The organism is bacterium (assembly GCA_035419245.1).
Taxonomy (GTDB): Bacteria; Zhuqueibacterota; Zhuqueibacteria; order Residuimicrobiales; family Residuimicrobiaceae; genus JAKPUX01.
Map to the genome: position 1 here is coordinate 1 of DAOLSP010000019.1, position 18,891 is coordinate 18,891.

Consider the following 18,891-nt stretch of genomic DNA (forward strand, 5'->3'; position numbering starts at 1 on the left):
ATATTTTTAATCTCAAGGAATACAAGCCCATCGCCCGCTCGACGATTTTGACCGCCTTTCTGGGTTATGTCCTGGTGATCACGGCGCTGATGTTCGATCTGGGGAAACCCTACAATGTCTGGCACGTCATCGTCATGTGGAACCCCCATTCGGTCATGTTCGAGGTTGGCTGGTGCGTGATGCTCTACACGACGGTGCTCTTTCTTGAATTTCTGCCGGTCGTATTCGAACGGTTCCGCCTCGAGCGTTGGCAACGCCGATTCCAAACCATCACCGTCCCTCTGGTCATCGTCGGGGTGCTGCTCTCGACTCTGCACCAGTCGTCGCTCGGGACCCTCTACGTCCTTGTGGCCAGCAAGCTGCATCCGCTGTGGTACTCCGGATTGCTGCCGCTCTTCTTTTTCATCTCGGCCATCGCCGGAGGGCTCGCCATGGTCATATTCGAGTCCTATCTGAGTGCGCGCGCCTTCGGCAAGGAGCTGGAGCACAGCCTCCTGGCCAATATCAGCCGGGTGATCGCCGTGGTCATCGGGATCTATCTGGTCCTGCGGCTCCAGGATCTGTCGAGCCGCAGTGCCTTGCGGTATATTTTCGACGGATCGGCCGAGAGCCTCTATTTTCTCGTCGAGATTCTGCTCGGTTTTGTTACGCCGATGCTCCTGTTTTTCAGCGCCAGGGTGCGCGCCAGCAAGGCCTGGCTCTTTTTCGGAGCAGTTTTGGTGCTGTTTGGCTTCATCATGAACCGACTGAACGTGGCGATCACGGGGATGACGCGATACAGCGGCGTGGAATATCTGCCCAGTTGGATGGAGCTGGCGGTGACCATGTCGGTGGTTGCCGCAGGGCTGGTGGCCTTTCGCTTCGCTGTCAAATTTCTGCCTATCTTTCCGGCTGAGGAAAAGCTGGGTGTGCACCAGCCGCCGCTGGTGGCCGCCGGCAAGTCCGGACGATGGGCGATGGCTGCCCTCTTCGGGATTCTACTGCTGCTGGTCGCCGGATTCGGCTGGTCTCTGGCCGCAAAAAAGCCCAACACGCCGGCGCAGATACCCGATCCGGCCAAGCTGTTGCCCGCTGAATCGCTCACCTTTCCGGAGGCGATTGCAATCCCCAAATCGGAGGCCAGTCCCGGTCAGGTCACCTTCAATCACGAATCGCATGTGGATCAAAGTGAGCCCAACTGCAAGACATGTCATGCTGTGCTCTTTTCCATCCGGTCTGTCGGACAGGAGGCTGGCGGTGCGGCCAAAGCCGGTCATGAACCGTGCGGCACCTGTCATAACGGTGAAAAAGCATTTAACTATGAAGAGAGTTGTGACGGCTGCCACGTCAGCTCCGAATAAGATGGATGTGGCTGAAGACAAGCCGGAATTTCCACTGGTGCTTAAGGAGCAAATGGTCCGCACCATGACAAATCCTACTGAAAAATCTCCAGATGCAGTTTATCGCATCTGGCCGGAAGGCGAATCCGCTTGCATCTGGATGCAGGCGGGTCTCGTGGCCTTCAAGTTATGCGATCGCGCATTTGAGTGTGAAAACTGCCCTTTCGACGCGCTGATGCGCAGGGGCACTGATAAAGGGCATCGCCACAATGAAGTACCAGGACCGGAAGCCCCTGCACCAGCCGTCAGGATGAAACCTTCGGATGATGCGCTCTGTTTTGATCCGGAAGCCTGGTATGGCGCCGGTTTCTGGTACGTCCGCCGGCGGGATGAACATCTGGTCGAGATCGGTTTGAATGAAATCGGTGCCCTTTTCCTGCCGCCGGTACGCGAAGTCATTTTGCCGCGTTTAGGGACGGCGCTGACGGCGACACAGACCAGCATGTGGTTGATCGCCAGCGAGGGCACCCTGGGGCTCACCGCACCCTGTGCGGGAGTGATCCGCGGCGTCAACCCTCGCCTGCTCGATACTCTGGTCATCCGGAGTGAGCCCGCCCGCCAGGTTCGGTTCATGGATCTCGAAGTGAGCTCGGTGCGCACGGCTTGCCGCGGTTTACTGCGCGGGACGAAGGCCGCAGAGTATCTCCAGACACAGCACAAGGAGCTGATGCAAATCCTCGAGGACGCTCTGGATCCTCTGCGCAAAACGTTGGGGCCAACCAGCCACGATGGTGGGACACGCCTGCCAAATCTCGCCGCCATGCTGGGCGGCCAGCGGTATTTTCACCTCGTCGCCCAATTCTATCGCCGTTGAGCGGCCCGCAGCGTTAGGGCCGCTCAACGGTTATGGTTCACTCCTCTTCCACCCCTCGTAATCTTGCCGACGGCGTCACCATTTGGTCCGTCCGTGTGTTGTCAACATTTTAAACAGAATATGTTGTGATTTGCTGCACCTGGCCATAATGCCACCAAATCAGTTGCACCTTGTCGATTAAATTGCTATTTTGCCTTGGCTTTACCATACCGATCACTGCAGGTGTCCAACGTCATGATGAAAAGAACCGCCCAGTCGCTGAGCATCCGCATCTTCCTCTGGATGATGTTGATCATGATGATGGGATTCTCGATTTATTCCTACCGCTCGGTGCAGACCCACAGCCGGCAGCTGATGGAGAACGTTTTTCTCAGCGTGAATCGGGTCAGTGATATCCTTAAACGGTCCATGCGGTACGGCATGCTGATCAACCGCAAGGAGGATGTGCATCAGATCATCAACACCGTGGCCAATGAGCCTGGAGTGGATGGCATTCGCATCTACAACAAGAAGGGTACGATCGTTTTTTCCTCGACCGCCGCGGAGATCGGACGCACGGCCGATTTTAGGGCGGAGGCCTGCATCATCTGCCATGCCGAATCACAGCCCTTGCAGGCCCTGCCCCTGGCGGAACGGCAGCGTGTCTTCCGGCTGCCCGACGGTCACCGGACAGTTGGCGTCATCAATCCGATCGAGAATGAAAAGGATTGCTATACCGCGGAGTGCCACGCGCATGAGCAGGGACAAAAGGTGCTGGGTGTGCTCGATGTCAAGATGTCGCTGGAAGCGGTCGACCGCCAACTGCAGCAGAGCCGCCGGCAGCTCATCCTTTTTGCCGGCTTTATGATCATTGGCAGCGGGCTGGCTGCCGGCATGTTCATCTATCTTACCGTCCGGCGTCGCGTCCGTGCGCTCATCAAGGGCACCCGGGAGATCGCTTCGGGGAATCTCGCTTACCGTATCCCCTCATCTGGAAAGGATGAACTCGGACAGCTGGCACACTCCTTCAACCGGATGAGCGAGGATCTCGCCAAAGCCTATCAGGAGATCACCGATTGGTCCAGCCATCTCGAGGAGAAGGCGGAACAAAAAAGCCGCGAGCTGGCCCAGGCGCAGTCGCATATGATGCAGATGGAACGCCTGGCCTCGTTGGGCAAACTTTCGGCGACGGTGGCGCATGAGATAAACAATCCTCTCGCCGGGGTGCTCAATTATGCCTTTCTTGCATTGCGGCTGCTGCGCGAGGATAATCTCTCCCCGGAGCGCAAAGTGGCTCTTCAGGAATATCTGACCATCATCAAGAACGAGGTTGGACGCTCCGGCGACATCGTCAAGAACATGCTGATCTTCGCCCGGCAGACCGGTGGCAACTTCGCTCAGGAACATTTACACGACCTGATTGCCTCCAGCCTGATGCTGGTCCATCACCATCTCGAGCTCAAGGGGATCGAGGCGGTGCGAAAGCTGACCCTGGCGGATGACCTGGTGATCTGCGATGGCGGCCAGATCCGCCAGGCGCTGGTCGCCCTCTTTGTCAATGCGACGGAAGCGATGGAGAACGGCGGTATCCTGACCATCACCACCAGTGAAGGACAGGATCGGGAGCATGTGACGATCCAGGTCTCCGATACCGGTGTCGGCATTCCGGAGCAAATCCTTCCCAATATCTTCGATCCCTTTTTCTCCACGAAGAAAGAGGGCAAAGGCGTGGGGCTGGGCTTGGCCGTTGTCTACGGGATCATCCAGCGCCACCAGGGCCGTATTTCGGTGGAATCCAGCCCTGGTGCTGGCGCAACCTTCTACATCACGCTGCCGCGGCAACCAATCGCGGACAGCGATGTCAAGATCAGCAAGCAGACAATCCAAGAGATCTGACCTTGCGACCGTTGGGGGATTGACCAATATTGACATTATTCATCAGAGGTCTACCATGACTGCTGTTTCCATTCTCATCGTCGATGATGAAGAATCCGTACGCCACTCCTTGTTCAACTGGTTTCGTGAGGATGGCTATGAGGTTGGCATCGCCAAGGATGCCTATGAGGCGCTGGCGGCCCTTGAAAGAGCGCACTGGGATATCATGCTGCTTGATATCCGCATGCCCGGGATGGATGGCATAGAGCTGCAGCGGCGCGTGCGTGAGGTCAACAAGGAGATCATCATCATCATTATGACGGCCTATGCGTCGGTCGATACCGCGGTCTCCAGCCTGAAGGAAGGCGCCTATGATTACATCGTCAAGCCCTTTAATCCGGATGATCTTAGCCACATGATCCGCAATGCCGCGGAACGGCTCTCCCTACGCAGCGAAAACCTCGAATTACGCCAGAGTTTGCAGCAGGTGGCGCTCACCAACGAGATTATTGGTGACAGCCCGCAGATCCGCCGTGTCATGGAACTGGTCCAAACTGTGGCCCAGTCTGATTCAACTGTGGTCATCCGCGGTGAAAGTGGTACGGGCAAGGAACTGATTGCTCGTGCGATCCACGCCCATTCCGAACGGCGTTATCACCCGATCATTGCGGTGAACTGCGGTGCACTGGCGGAGAGTCTATTGGAGAGCGAGCTGTTTGGTCATGAAAAGGGGGCCTTTACGGGTGCGCAGACGCGGCGCAAGGGGAAATTTGAGATGGCGGACAAGGGCACCCTCTTCCTGGACGAGATCGGCAATATCAGCCAGAAGATGCAGATGGAGCTGTTGAGGGTGCTGGAATCCAAGCAATTCACGCGGGTTGGGGGCAACCAGACCATCCATGTCGACATCCGGCTCATTTGCGCCACCAACAAGAATCTGGAAATGGCCGTTGCCGACGGCTCGTTCCGGGAGGATCTCTATTATCGCATCAACGTCTTCACGATCGTCCTGCCGCCGCTGCGTGAGCGCAAATCAGATATCCCCTTGCTGGTGTACCATTTTATAAATAAATACAACCAGAGCATGAATAAAAACATTAAGGATATCTCTCCACAGGCCATGGATTTGTTGATCCGTCACCAATGGCCGGGCAATGTGCGTGAACTTGAGAATGCGATCGAGCGGGCAATGGTGGTGGGCAAGCCACCGATCATCCAGCCGAATGATCTGCCGTTTCAACTGGCCGAGGAGGGGGTGGAACCGCCGCAGGGCACGGATTCCCTGGCGGAAATGGAAAAACGCCACATTGCGCAGGTGTTGCGCAAGGCCAACTGGAATATCAGCCGGAGCGCCAAAATGCTGGGGATTGACCGGGTGACTCTGTATAATAAAATCAAACGATATCAGCTCAAAGAGTAACCGGCATGGGACGCATTCATATTGTGCCGCTGCTCGAAATCAAGCCGGATACCCAATCGCGGCTGCTCGGGGCCATCCAGCAGCAGGTGAACTGGCCCGCCGTCTTCCTGCCCCTTGAATTCGATCCCCGGTTTGCCTTCGACCAGATCCGCGGACAATATCATTCCTCACAAATTCTGCTCGGTCTGAACAGCAAGCTCGCCTCTGCGCAAGACAAGATTCTGGCCATAGTCCCTTTCGACCTCTTCATCCCTATACTTACCTTTGTTTTCGGGGAGGCTCAGCTCGAAGGACCGGCTGCCGTGGTCTCCCTTCTACGGCTGCGACCGGAATTCTATGGCCTCCCCCCTGCTCCGGCCCTCGTGGTCGAGCGTCTGGTCAAGGAAAGTATTCACGAATTGGGACACACCTTCGGGCTGCGCCACTGCCAACAGCAAGGGTGTGTTCTCAATGCGTCTACCTATGTCGAAGAGATCGATCTCAAGTCCGACCTTTTTTGTCCCGGCTGCGCCCTCCTCCTGAAGGAGCGTCAAAGCGCGCTCCTCTCTCCTTCCAAAACGGCCTAACGCTTCCAGCGCTCCACTTAAACCGCGCTCTCCATCCGTTTGCGCAGCTCGATGGACTGAGCATAGAACTCTTCAAGCGTCATCTTTTTCAGATAAACCATGCCATGGGCTCCACGCAGTCGCGGATGTTCGTTCTCGTTGAAGTAGCTGCGGCCAAGGCAGAGCTTCATCCACTGGTACTGTTCGACCAGCACCTTGCGTGAGAGCTGGGAGAAGGGGCCGTCGAACTCATAACTCGGGAACGAAGCGGTGCGCTGCGAACCAAAGCAGTCGTTAAAAACCGATTCCAGCACCGACAGCGAATTGAGTGAGACCGGCACCATGGTAGTGGCTTCCGAGGGATGGAAGCGGAACCAGACATTCCGGTAGCCCCAGACCTGAATATGATGTTTGCCGCTCTCTTTCTCGTAGATTTTAAGTGCCTGAGCGATGGTCTGTAAAACCTTATAATGGGTATCGGGACCGCTGCCCTCGGGGTCGAAGGCCAGGGTTACGACACTGGGTTTGACATATTTAAGGAGATTCAGCACCGGGAGGACGTCGCGGTCGACGAGCGGATCTTCCGTAAAGATTTCTCCCTTGTAGAAACCGAGGCGCAGATGGTGGACATGGCTCGAGTTGAAGCCCAGATGGCCCCATTTGAGATCCGATTCCCATTCGCGGATCATTCCTTTGAGCTGCTGGATATAGGGCAGATCCTTTTTCCCGGGGTATTGGGTCTTGAAGTAGAGGATTAGTTCAGCGACGCGGTTTTTCAACTGGCTGGGACTGCTCTCCTCGAAGATATAGATCAGGTTACGCAGCAGCCGGCGTGCCTCGCCCTCGGCGCGCATGTAATCACTGTGCGCGGCGACGCCGTCGAGATACTGGTACATGTCGCGGTTGCGGCAGACGTCGTTGTTGGGATCGAAATAGCCCTGATCCAGAAGGTGGAGGAACTCGGGCGTATCGATGAATTTTTGCAGATTCTCCAGCATTTCGCGGGCGTAGGCATTGGTGACGGCATTAAAGCCGCTGGTCAGGTAGGTGAAGTGATGTTTGTTTTTCGCGCTGCGGACCAGGTGGATGATGTACGGCCAATAGCCCAGAATGATGTCGTCATGATGGGGGGCAGTATGCAGGAAGGTATGTCCCTCGAGAGGAGCCAAACCCTCCTCGATTTTGGCCTGCAAGCGTCCGGAGATGAAGGCTCCCAATTCCTGGGGGGTTTTCCCGCTCTTTTTAAGGATCCAGGCCGAGGAACGGATGGAGGCATAATCGGCTTCATCGAGTTCGTAGAGATGCTTTTTCCGCTCCTTGGCGAGATCGACGACGATATGTTCCATTTCATAATCCGGAATGGGTTCCATCCGGGTGACGTCCTCGTAGCGTCGTTCTGTCAGCAGGACGGCGGCGCCGCGGGTGAGATAAAAACGCGCATTGGCCAGCTGGTGCAGTACCGATGCAGGGTACTGATTATCGGCTTGTTGCTCGATGGCCTCTTTGACGACTTTGGCTTTGGCTTCGCCGGCGGCGATGATGATCGCGACGGCTTCGGGATTAAAGGTGATGGTGGAGAGGCCAATAGTGATCACCAGACGATTACGGGCGACCTCGATGCCGCCCAGATCGGTTGCAGCAGCGGCCTGGGTCTCATAGTTGGTGGCCGTGAGGCGGGTGGTTGAAAAATGGTCGGAGCCGCGCACGTTGAAGCCGATGTGCCCATCAGGGCCGATCCCGCCGAGGAAAAAGCCGATGCCGCCCAGATTGCGGATCTGTGCCTCGTATTCGGTGCAATATTGGTCAACGCGGGTGATGACTTTTTGCTGGATCCGTTCAAGCCGGGTCTTGGGCTGGCGGGTGCGCAGGGTTAAATCGACAATCTCATCCGGAAAGATCTCCGCCGGGGTTTTCCCTTCAGGGACACCGAGGTTCCAGGCATTGATCAGCAGCGCCTTTTTGGGATCCAGGCCGAAGCCGCGGATGTAGAAATTGTTGATATAATGGTGGAAGCTGTTCACCTGGGTGGGACTGATTGGATAAAATTCATCGATCTGCACAAATTGCAGTCCGCTCATTTGCGGTTTCACCGCCACATCGATGCCGTTGGCCTCGAGATCCTTGCGAACATCCACCAGATCCCAGTCCCGGAGGTATTTTTTGACCCATTTGATGAAATGTTCGGGGGTTTTCCCGGTTGGCAGGGAGATGATGCCCTCAGGATTCTGTTGTACCCACTCCAGAAAGCGGAGCGCGGTGAGTTTGCCCAGCATGGGGAAGTTATCCACCTCGATTATAGCGATTTTCTCCTGCGGCCCATAAATGAATTTACGGCCACTCCGCTCAACAGCAATTGCTTCAACTCGTGAAGTGGGAATCTTGAGCTCTTTTTTTGACATAAGTCTATCCAAGTTTGGGTACAGTACAGTGAAACATCCTGGCAATTCAATATATTAAAATTCTGTAAAAATCAAAACCTATTTCTTGCTCCGCATCACCACAGCCGGCTGCCGCCGCCATGATCAATCCCATCCAGGTAAAAGAGGCTTGTGCAGCTGCCGGGAATTGACTATATTTCAGAACATTCATCAGCAAGGAGCGAAGCCTATGAAACGAGCTGAGGTATTGTGTATGATCGTTTTACTTTGTGCCGCCACAGCAGAGGTGCAGAGTCAGACTCGGGCCCGGGCAGAAGTGGCCCTTGAGGACACCTGGAATCTCGCGGATTTATATACGGATACTGGACACTGGCAAACCGCCAAAACCAGCCTGATCGCCTCCATGGCGGCTGTCTCGCAGTATCGTGGCCGGCTTGGCCGTTCGGCTGCAGACCTGCTCGCCTGTCTTGAAGAGCGCAGCAAGATCGTGCGGGAATTCTCGCGGCTTTCCACCTATGCCAGCTTGCTTTCGGATCAGGATACCCGCGACAGCCACGCGCTGGCCATGAAACAGGAGATGGATCAGCTCGGAGTCGACCTCTCCAGTCGATTTGCCTTTATCGAACCCGAGATCGCGGCCTGTTCTGCCGCCAAAATCGACCAGTTCATCCGCAAAGAGAAGGGATTGCAGACCTATTCTTTCTATCTGCATGATGTCCTGCGCCGCAAGGCGCACAAGCTCTCCGAAAAAGAGGAAAAATTGATCGCCGAGGCGGGTCTGATGGCCGATGCCGCCTATTCATCCTACTCGATCTTTGCCAATGCCGAATTGCCTTATCCCGAGGTCAAGCTGAGCGACGGCACAACGGTGCTGGTGGATCAGGCGGGATACAACCGCTACCGCACACTCCCCAACCGCGAGGATCGCCGGCGGGTCTTCGAGGCCTTTTTCTCAACCCTTGACCGTTTCCGCCGCACATTCGGTACCGAGTTGTACGCCAATGTCAAGCGCGACCTCTTCTATGCCCGGGCACGCCGTTACAGGGACTGCTTGGCCAGCGCCCTGGACGACAATGCTATCCCTTCCGAAGTTTACCACAGCCTGATCAACAACGTCAACAGCAATCTGCCCACCTTCCATCGCTATCTCCGGCTGCGCCAGCGCATGCTCGATCTGGAGCAGCTGGAATACAGTGATCTTTACGCCCCGGTGGTCAAGGGTCCCGAACTCTCCTATTCCTGCCCAGAGGCACGGCAGTTGGTACTCGAAGCCCTTAAACCGCTCGGTCCGGATTACCACGTAGTCCTGCAAAAGGGTTTGAATGCACGCTGGATCGACTTTTATCCGACAACCGGCAAGCGTTCGGGCGCCTATTCGAACGGTTCTGCCTATGATGTTCATCCCTATATCCTGTTGAATTACAATGGCCAGTATAATGACGTCAGCACGCTGGCTCATGAACTCGGGCACGCCCTCCACAGCTATTTCTCGAACAAGGCGCAACCCTATCACCTGGCCGAATATCCCATCTTTGTCGCTGAGGTGGCCAGCACCCTTAATGAAGCGCTGCTCATCGATCATGTGCTCAAGACGGTTCAGGATGATGATCTGCGCCTTTCGCTGCTGATGAGCCGGCTCGATGGCATCAAGGGGACCTTGTTCCGGCAAACCCAGTTCGCGGAATTTGAACTGGCCATTCACGAGGCAGCGGAACGGGGGGAAACCCTGACCGGTGACAGACTGTGCGAACTCTATGGCGCGATTTTCAAAAAATATTACGGCGATGAGGCCGGGATTTGCAAAGTGAACGATTTGTACACCATGGAATGGGCTTTCATCCCTCATTTTTACTACAATTTCTATGTTTATCAGTACTCGACGGCCTTTACGGCATCGACTGCACTTGCACAGAAGATACTGAAGGGAGACGAGGACGCTATCGCCGACTATCTTGCCTTCATCCGATCAGGCGGATCCGCCTATCCGATCGACCTGCTCAAGCGGGCCGGAGTTGATATGACGACCGCGGAACCGTTCTCCCAGGCCATGGCCGCCATGAATGCCACCATGGATGAAATCGACCGGATCCTCGCCAGGCATCCCTGATTCTGGAGCGGCCAGCAAAAAAAAGGCCCCTTTTCAGGGGCCCTGTCTTATATCAGCTTTTTCTCGTATTTAACCTTGCAAACAATCTTGAATTTAATTTTGAAATTCAGCGGAGCCTGGTTGGCGGTTCCGGTGAATTTCATCTGGAAGGAGTGGCCATCGCCGAGCAGTCCGTCTTCCAGCACGTTTTCCCCCGCCTTGTCGTATTCGAGTTCCTTTTCAATCGCAGCCACACTCATCAGATTCACATGACTCATGGAAGCGAGAGTGGTAAAGTCGCTGCCCGCACTGGGTCCAACCGAGAGCACGGCAGAAGTGATCTCCTGGGTATTAGTCCCATTGAAGTAGGTCACGGTATAGGTTACCCGTGTGACGTCGACTGATTTAAGATCGGCTGCGTATTTCTCCAAATCATCGCTGTAGGTGGTGCCATCGATAAGTTCGATCTTGGAGATGGCGGTGCTGTTGTAGTTGACTGTAAACTCTTTTTGCACGGTGACCACAAAATCCCTGGACAATTCACATCCAGCCATCAACGCCACCGCTGCCAGCATAGGGACAAGCATGAACACTCTTTTCATATCGGCTCCAGTTATGGATGAGACCCAGCTCATTTTACTGTAATTGTAGCGGCAGAATAGCGGATTTGCTGAAAAGCCGGAGCTGGCTCAGTGCTGTAATGCCATACCATCAAAGTCGAGGGGCAGCGTGTCTGCGATGCGCTGCTTTGCCCAGTGTCCGAATAACACTACACTTAACGGCGGATAGACCTCTCCAGTATCCCCGATCAAGACAAAATTCTGTTTAAGCCGGATCATGCTGATCTCGTCGCTGTGAAAGCGCACCTCCAGCAATCCGTTGAACCGCATTTTGACCGCCCGACCGGCGGATTCCTCGACGATAGACTGCGAGAAGGTCCGTTCCCCCATACTTCGGCCGTTCTGTTCCAGATCCCGGAGATAGATCTCGAAACCCTCCTGTTCCGCTCTGCCCCTGGCTAGTGCGGTGATGAAATGCCGGAAAGAACCGCGCCAGGTTCGAGCCCGGTTCTCCTGCCATTGTTCCGCTTCCCTGGCACTCTCCGGAATCAATGGCTCGAATCTCGGGTAGATCTGGTAGAATCCCTCCAGTCCTCCCCAGTGGAAAGAGTCGAGGACAATATCAAGGTGATATCCGAGAGCGCGGTTAGTGATGTGCAGAGTGCTGTCGCAATATGCGATCAATTGACTCTGGAGGGCATCGCTTTCGAAGCGGAGAACCTCCGGATTGTCGATCAGGCAGTGGCTTGCGTTGCGGGTTTCTCCAAGGAAGGCTTTCTTGAATCGGGAGAGTTGCGCTTGCCACTGACGGGGTACCGTGGCGGTCACCGTGACTTCGCCCACCTCGATTGGTTTTTGTTGCAGGCGTATCACCCAGGTGCGATCTGAATCGGCAGGGAGTTCGATGTCGATCACATAGCGATGATACCCGACACGATTGGCCACCAGCTGGTAGCGTCCGTCCGGAATCTCGCGCAAGCTAAATTTCCCGTTGAGATCGGTCACGCAGCCCATGGTAGTATTGGCGAGGAAGACGTTGCAATGCGGCAGCGGTTCTTCAGAGGCGGCATCGGTGATAGAGCCCGATAGACGGTTCATCCTACCCGGATCCACGGCTTCCACTACGGTTACCAGAACCAGGGCGATCAGGGTCCACACTGACCAAACGAGGGATCTCCGGCGGACTAGCCGCCGTGGGATTCCAACTATTCGGTATTTTTGCTGCATGCTTAATATACGACGAAGCGGGCTTCCCTGCAACAGGTTATTCACCGGGGTGTCTTGAAATCTATCTTCCATCTTGTGCCCAACGCCGGCGATACCAACTACGCTGTATCTTTTCCAGGATGCCGTAATACAATGATGCCGGAAGGACAATACCTCACGTCACGATTTGCTGTCATCATCGTTCCCGCTGCCGGTCTGTAGTACGAGATAGTAAAGGTGGTAGAGACTGTCTATCGCGAAAGCAAAGATAGCCCAGGGGATTGTGCGACGTCAGAGAAATTGTATCATGGTTTATGCCGAGCCGGAACCAGCTTTTTGCCCCAGGCATCTTCGCGCCAATAGTCGAAAACCGTATTGCGGCGATACCCTCACACCGGGGATGCCAAATTCATTTTGGTCCTGAACCTTGTCGCCATCCTTGTCCTCCCAGACATAAAGTTCACGCCACCTTAACACTCTCTCCGGCCCAATTCCGACCGAATTCGAAGGCAGCGACATGCGGGCTCCTGCAATCAGGAGGGCGAGGAGGCCCTCCCAACTAGATGGCAGCTGTTATAAGAATGTGATCGCGCAAGGAAGGCAGCCGTACGGACCATGGAAATCGTTTCCAGGAAACTGCTTTACTCATGAAATCACATAGCATAGGGATGGCATGCATTCGTATTCGCATTCGCCTTCTCCATTCGCATCCTAATGCCGAATGAACGAAACGCCGTCCGCCTGTAAAACCAATACCCGATTACTATTGAAAGTCCTAAATTTTAAGAAAGACACCCGAAGAACTCGTCATCTCTAATTGTGCAGTACCCAATCAACTGGAAGTACGGATGCGGATGCGACAAAGGATGCAGAGGTCAGCGGATGAATACCATCCGGCGCGCTGCGTGGAAGGTTGGCGTGGTGATCTTGTAGAGATAGATGCCCGAGGACACCGTGTTTCCGGTGTCGTCACGGCCGTCCCACTCCACCCCATGACTTCCACCTTGTTCACGGCCCTTGATCAAGGTACGAACTTGCCGGCCCATGATATCAAAGATACAAAGTTCGACCTCATGCAAACCTGCTGGCAACTCGTACCGTATCGTCGTGGCGGGATTGAATGGATTGGGGTAGTTCTGCTGCAAGGTGAAAATCGAGGGTGCCAGCACCACGTTCTCATCCACACCAACGCCGTAATACTCGGCAATCCGCAGATCATCAAAGTGAAGCGTTCCGGAGGTCTGTCCGCCGGGCTGGTAGTCGAGTTGGATGCTGTCGAAACCGAGAATACCGTCCAGCTGTCCGTCGCCGAGCCAACTGCCGCAGGCTTCGCTGCTCATATCCCAACTGATCAAACGCCAGCCGTACCAGTCCACCGTGTACCATGGGCTCACTTCGTGGTACGCCGAGCCGATAGCCGGGAGATGATCATCCACAGCAAATCGGAAACGAGAGCCGCCGTTGTCGCCAAAGAGATAGACCTGGAGCCGCTGGTTCTTGTCAAAGGTGACCGATTTGGGAGCGCCGCTGTTAAGGTATTCCCGCAATAACCAGGCGGAGACACCGGTATTCCACCCATAGTCAACCCCGAGGGAAAGGGTACTAGAGGTCAAGGGATTGACCACATCCGAAGCGGCAAAGGCGCGGGTGCTGTCCACGAGGATTCCAGTCGTAGTGCCGCTGGTAACAGGCGCCCACCAGTTCGGAATGCCCGATTCAAAATCGTCAATGGATCGCGTCCGCCAATAGGCGGTGCCGGTCTTGAAGCGGTAGGTTTTAACGGTAGTAATTTCATTACCCAGCTTGTCCCGCATGCCCGGGGCCATGATGAGAGCATACGACTGTCCCGGCTCCAGATCAGTCGCCGGAGTAAAACAGAGAATGCTCTTGTCCTTCAGGACATGGTGGACGCAGGTGACCGGCACACTGGCTGTGCTGCCGCTTTTTTGCAGCGTGAACATCTCCGGCTGCACGGAGAGGGAGTCGATGACCTCGTTCCAGGTGATATTGAGGATCGGACGGGTATCGATCGCCGGGGTGCTGGTCGTCGGGAAAACCGCCAGGATTTGCGGGGGGGTCATGTCGCTCGGGCCCGTGCGAAAGTGAAGACGGTAGTCGTCGCCCGGGATCGTATCCCCATTACCATCCAGGTGATGACCATAGCGATCCTGTGCCTCGGCAACCAGGGTGATCGTATACTCCGTGTCATACGCCAGTGTGTCGGGTTTGAAGAGGAGCCGCTGGTCATTGTTCGCCCAACTGAAGGTTCCAGCAGCCGGAGGCGCGATCTGGAAGGCCGCCTCAACGCTCGCGCGGTCGACAGGACGATTGAAGGTCAGGCTCAGGATCCCCCAGGCTGGATGGCGAGCAGACCCCTCCGCCGGATTCGAGACCAGAATTGCAGGCGGGCGTTTCCAGACCAGCTGTACATCGGCAAAGGTGAAGAAGGTATCAGCTGGTGTAATCCGCAAGGTATCCGGATAATACTCCGGTGCTGATGCGATCCGTTCGACCGGACCGGAGGGCAGGCCGTCGATAAGGTAAAATCCGTTGCGTAGAGCCTCGGGGTCGTTGCTGTACTGGTGGAATAGGGATTCAAAGCTGTCGGTGGTGTAGCTTCGGCCACCGGCGCTGATTGTGGCCCCATTGATGGGTAACTTTCTTTCCCGGTCGGTGACGATGCCGGTGAGGATGGGATTGGCGGGCATAGGGATTCCATGATACTCGAGGATCGACCAGTAGAATGTATAGGCCTCGAGTTTGTTGAAGGCAGCGCTCATTTGCCGCATATTCTGGGCTGGATTGGTATGATAGCCGGCTTCGCTGAGTTCGGCCGGCATCAGGGTATTGCGCGTCACCGAAAGATAGGGGCACCAGCCGGTGTTGTAAAAGTAGCAATCTCCACGCGAGCCCTCACTAGGAATGCGCATGCCGCGGCTGAGCTTAACGATCATGATATCGGACATCGCTTTGCCGCCGGCGGGAGGCCGGTCGCTGTGATCCGGCATCTGCCCCCATAAAAGCAGGGCGGCATTAATCTCGGAAGCGCCGCCGGAGCCGGTCGCATTGCTGTGAATCGAGTGGAACCAGTCCGCACCCAGGGCATTGGCATATTGCGAGCGCGAACTGAGGCTTACATTGGCGTAATCGTCTTCGCGGGTGAGATAAACCGTATCGATATCGGTCGTTTTCAGCAGCAGATCGCGCAAAGCCCAGGCGACGCGGACATTTTTTTCGGCTTCTGAATAGCCGCTGACGCCCATATTTTCACGTTTGCTGTGACCAGGATCAAGGACGATATTCCAGCCCGAGAGTCCGGTTATTTGTTGTGCAGCCGCAGCAAGATTCATGCAGAAGGACAAACTGATCAACGCAAATTTCTTCATCGAATCGTCCTGACTAGAGAGCGCATCCCCCGACGCCGGGTTCAAGGTTCAGTGATCGCGACTGGCAGTTTCCAGACCTCACCGGTTTCACACACGTCAAAAAGAATGGCATCCCCCAGCGGTGACCAGGAAGGATGCATTTCGCTTCGCCCACTGGTGGCCGTCAAATTCACCTTGCCGGCGCCGTCGACTGCGATGGCATAGAGATCCGATCCGGTGATGACATGACCATCGTCTTCAGTAATCATATAGGCGAGATAGCGTCCATCTGGTGAAAAGCTGGGCCACTCCCCTGTTCCCAGTTCAATCAAGCCCGTACCGTCACTCTGCATGACGCAGAGGGGGCCGCCCAGCGTCTGAAAGGCGATCCGGCTCCCATCCGCCGAGTGAACCAGGTTGAAGAGGTGTTTCCCGGCCAAAGCTGGTATAGCCACCGGCTCTGCTGCCGCGGCGTTCAGCAGCAGGGGCCTATCGAGGTCGAGCAGGCATAGGGGGCGGGGGCTCGGTCGCAGCAGACTCACCGGAAGCAGTCCGGTTTCAAGATAGAGTAGATGTCCATCGACAAAAGCCAGTACCTGCCCGCCGTCCGGCGTCCATTCCGGCAGGCTGACTGGGCCCACCCTGAAGGTGGAAAGCAGCGAATCCCGTTGCTGGGGCAGATCGAAAACACGCAGGGCATGCTGCATCCGGTGGCCCTCTTGCCGGCTGACGCGGGCCACGAGCGCGCGGCTGTCGGGCGACCATTGCATCCCGAATCCGGCTCCGCGTTCCGCGTTGATCTGGCGTAGATCAGAACCGTCCGGACGCATCAGCCAGATGCCGGTGTAATCCGGGCTGGTGACGGCGATGGTTGCGCCATCCGGCGCCCAGAGGGGGCTGCTCAAGCGGGTGTTCTCGTCACCAGCCAGTTTAGCCGGCGCCGCGGTCACCCTGACCTCCGCGAGCACATGGCTGGCAAGGGCGAGTACCAATAAAGCTATAGTTCGGATCATGAAGCGACTCCATGCTAATTCCAAGTTCAAATAGTTTAGACAATATTTGGCCAAAAGTCAAGCGAATTGCCTGGCCGTGAGCCCCGAAACCTGGCTACCACCTGACGCCAAGGTATGAATCAGATTTTGGCGGTATCAAGATTGGCCCGACAGCGGCGGTAATAACCGCACCGGGCCATACGGCCCACCGGAAACGCAGGGCTGTTTTGCTCGTCTTGAAAAAAGGGCTTGCTTGTTGGGCCGAGGTTTGGTATAATAACACGTAATTAACGCTAACGTCACCCTTCCTATCATCCTGACTTTCGTTCCCCATGACACCCAAAATCGCGCGCGAAAAACGGATACGGGAGCATATCGCAGCCATGCAGCGCCAGCGCATCATGGTCATCGGCGATCTGATGCTCGATGAGTATATATGGGGAAAGGTCTCCCGCATCTCTCCCGAAGCGCCCGTGCCTGTCGTGCACGTCACACGGGAAAATTCCTATCCTGGCGGCGCGGCTAATGTGGCCCGCAATCTGGCCGAATTCGGCATCACGACCTCTATGTTCGGGCTGGCCGGGCGTGATTTCAATGGCCACAAACTGGTCAAACTGCTCACCGCAGCCCGGATCGACGCCCAGGGTATCCTGCTCAGCGGGTTATTTCACACCATCGTCAAAACCCGGATCATCGCACGGAATCAGCAAGTGGTCCGCGTTGACCGGGAAGAGCGTAACACCCTGAAAGCGCCAGAACTACGCCGGTTGGCTTCGATCCTAGACAAACGCATCCCGCAGGCCAGTGCGGTGGTCATCGAGGATTACGGCAAGGGGCTGATTACTCAGGAGCTGGTCGATCATGTGCTACGGCTGGCCCAGCTGCACAAAGTGATCGTGACAGTAGACCCCAACCCTGCCAATCCGTTGGTTTGGCGGGGCGCCACGCTGATCAAGCCGAACCGTCAGGAGGCCTTTGCGGTACTGGGTGTTCCCTACCAGGAAGAACACGAAGCCCTGGAGAAGGCCGGCGAGGCGTTGCTGGAGAAATGGCAGGTTCCCTACCTCCTTATCACCCTGGGAGAAGATGGCATGTTGCTCTTCCACCCTCCTAACCGGCCCTACCACAGTCCGACCCGAGCCCGGGAGGTCTATGATGTCTCCGGCGCTGGCGATACCGCGATCGCTTTTCTGACTGCTGCGCTGGCCGCCGGCATCAGCGCCGAAGAGGCGACCGAGATTGCCAACCATGCAGCGGGGATCGTGGTCGGCAAGCTGGGCACCGCCACGGTGGCGGAAGAAGAGCTGATCAGGAGTTATGCCGAGAATGGCTAACTCTGCTGTATTTTTTGATCGGGACGATACCCTCATTCGGGATGTCCCTTACAATGGAGATCCCCACCGGGTCGAATTGTTGCCCGGGGCTGGAGCAGCCCTGCAGCGCCTCCTGGATGCCGGTTTTCTACTCATCGTCGTCTCCAATCAATCCGGCGTCGGGCGCGGGCTGATCACGCCCGATCAAGTGGAAGCGGTCAACCGGGAGATGATCCGGCAGCTGGGAAAGCCTTTTTTTACAGCCATATACAGCTGTTTCGCCGCGCCCGGCGAAGACGATGGCAATTGCCGCAAGCCCAATCCGGGCATGCTGTTGCAGGCGAGCGCGGATCACGATCTGGACCTGAGCGATTCCTTTATGATCGGCGACAAGCTCAGCGATCTGCTGTGCGCCCGAAACGCCGGCTGCCGTCCGGTGCTCCTGATCAATCCCAAGGATGATCCGGAAAATCGCCGTGCGGCAGCTGCCGTGGCTGATCACGCCGCCACATCCCTGGTTGAGGCGGCGGAATGGATCGTTCACGAGCATAACACCAGGATTCAATCCCTGCGACAAAAGTTCAAATCAAAAAAGGAGTGCATCATGATCAGTAAAAATCAGATTTATCGCTGTGGTGTCTGCGGCAACATGGTGGAAGTCATCGCCGTTGGCGGGGGCACCCTGGTCTGCTGCGGGCAGAAGATGAACTTGCAGGAAGAGAACACCTCGGATGGCGCTGTTGAGAAACATGTTCCCGTAGTCGAGAAAAACGGCAGCGTCAAAGTGACCGTCGGCAGCGTCTTGCACCCCATGACGGAAGCCCACTACATCCAGTGGATTGAGGTGGTGACGGCGAGCAAGGTTCTGCGCAAGTATCTTAAGCCGGGAGATGAACCTGTGGCGGTTTTCGCGGTGGATGAGCCGGTGTTGAAAGTGCGCGAATACTGCAACCTGCACGGGCTGTGGACGGCCTGAGTT

13 protein-coding genes and 1 pseudogene are annotated in these 18,891 nt (G+C 56.0%); 9 read left to right on the forward strand and 5 right to left on the reverse strand.

Annotated elements, in window-relative coordinates; all coding sequences use genetic code 11:
• The 5 genes from nrfD to PLH32_15600 form a co-directional block, all read left to right on the forward strand.
• On the forward strand, window positions 1-1,340 hold a 1,340-nt coding region (gene nrfD, locus PLH32_15580), incomplete at its 5' end, for a polysulfide reductase NrfD (protein HQJ66028.1).
• Between the two features lie 289 nt (window positions 1,341-1,629).
• Window positions 1,630-2,193 carry a hypothetical protein gene (locus PLH32_15585; protein ID HQJ66029.1) on the forward strand — a complete coding sequence of 188 codons (564 nt, stop codon included), beginning with the start codon at window positions 1,630-1,632 and terminating at the stop codon, window positions 2,191-2,193.
• Window positions 2,194-2,427: 234 nt separating this feature from the next.
• Window positions 2,428-4,068 carry an ATP-binding protein gene (locus tag PLH32_15590; GenBank protein ID HQJ66030.1) on the forward strand — a complete coding sequence of 547 codons (1,641 nt, stop codon included), beginning with the start codon at window positions 2,428-2,430 and terminating at the stop codon, window positions 4,066-4,068.
• Window positions 4,069-4,123: 55 nt separating this feature from the next.
• A complete protein-coding gene (locus PLH32_15595) occupies window positions 4,124-5,467 on the forward strand; it encodes a sigma-54 dependent transcriptional regulator (GenBank protein HQJ66031.1) in 1,344 nt (447 codons plus the stop codon).
• A 5-nt stretch (window positions 5,468-5,472) separates the two neighbouring features.
• Window positions 5,473-6,033, forward strand: a complete 561-nt coding sequence (locus tag PLH32_15600; protein HQJ66032.1) for an archaemetzincin — start codon at window positions 5,473-5,475, stop codon at window positions 6,031-6,033.
• A 17-nt stretch (window positions 6,034-6,050) separates the two neighbouring features.
• Here PLH32_15600 and PLH32_15605 read toward each other — a convergent pair whose 3' ends face one another.
• Window positions 6,051-8,411: a 6-phosphogluconolactonase gene (locus PLH32_15605; protein HQJ66033.1), complete on the reverse strand. Its 2,361-nt coding sequence runs from the start codon at window positions 8,409-8,411 to the stop codon at window positions 6,051-6,053.
• A 208-nt stretch (window positions 8,412-8,619) separates the two neighbouring features.
• On the opposite strand from PLH32_15605, the gene pepF reads away from it, so the two are divergent.
• Entirely contained in the window at window positions 8,620-10,497 is a 1,878-nt protein-coding gene (gene pepF, locus PLH32_15610; protein HQJ66034.1) for an oligoendopeptidase F, read from the forward strand.
• A 47-nt stretch (window positions 10,498-10,544) separates the two neighbouring features.
• On the opposite strand, the gene PLH32_15615 is transcribed toward pepF, so the two are convergent.
• From PLH32_15615 to PLH32_15630, 4 genes are all read right to left on the reverse strand, one after another.
• On the reverse strand, window positions 10,545-11,078 hold the full coding sequence (locus PLH32_15615; GenBank protein ID HQJ66035.1) for a hypothetical protein: 534 nt from the start codon (window positions 11,076-11,078) through the stop codon (window positions 10,545-10,547).
• An 87-nt stretch (window positions 11,079-11,165) separates the two neighbouring features.
• The gene (locus tag PLH32_15620; GenBank protein ID HQJ66036.1) at window positions 11,166-12,134 is read right to left on the reverse strand and encodes a carboxypeptidase-like regulatory domain-containing protein; all 969 of its coding nucleotides are present in this window, start codon (window positions 12,132-12,134) and stop codon (window positions 11,166-11,168) included.
• A gap of 983 nt (window positions 12,135-13,117) precedes the next feature.
• Entirely contained in the window at window positions 13,118-15,628 is a 2,511-nt protein-coding gene (locus PLH32_15625; protein HQJ66037.1) for an Ig-like domain-containing protein, read from the reverse strand.
• A gap of 41 nt (window positions 15,629-15,669) precedes the next feature.
• Window positions 15,670-16,620: a hypothetical protein gene (locus PLH32_15630; protein ID HQJ66038.1), complete on the reverse strand. Its 951-nt coding sequence runs from the start codon at window positions 16,618-16,620 to the stop codon at window positions 15,670-15,672.
• Window positions 16,621-16,931: 311 nt separating this feature from the next.
• On the opposite strand from PLH32_15630, the gene rfaE1 reads away from it, so the two are divergent.
• The 3 genes and pseudogenes from rfaE1 (at window position 16,932) to PLH32_15645 (ending at window position 18,888) form a co-directional block, all read left to right on the forward strand.
• The gene (gene rfaE1, locus PLH32_15635; GenBank protein HQJ66039.1) at window positions 16,932-17,933 is read left to right on the forward strand and encodes a D-glycero-beta-D-manno-heptose-7-phosphate kinase; all 1,002 of its coding nucleotides are present in this window, start codon (window positions 16,932-16,934) and stop codon (window positions 17,931-17,933) included.
• Window positions 17,926-18,426 (forward strand): annotated as a pseudogene (locus tag PLH32_15640) (HAD family hydrolase). The gene rfaE1 and the pseudogene PLH32_15640 overlap by 8 nt, the downstream one beginning before the upstream one ends.
• A 90-nt stretch (window positions 18,427-18,516) precedes the next feature.
• Window positions 18,517-18,888: a desulfoferrodoxin gene (locus tag PLH32_15645; GenBank protein ID HQJ66040.1), complete on the forward strand. Its 372-nt coding sequence runs from the start codon at window positions 18,517-18,519 to the stop codon at window positions 18,886-18,888.
• Window positions 18,889-18,891: the final 3 nt, after the last annotated feature.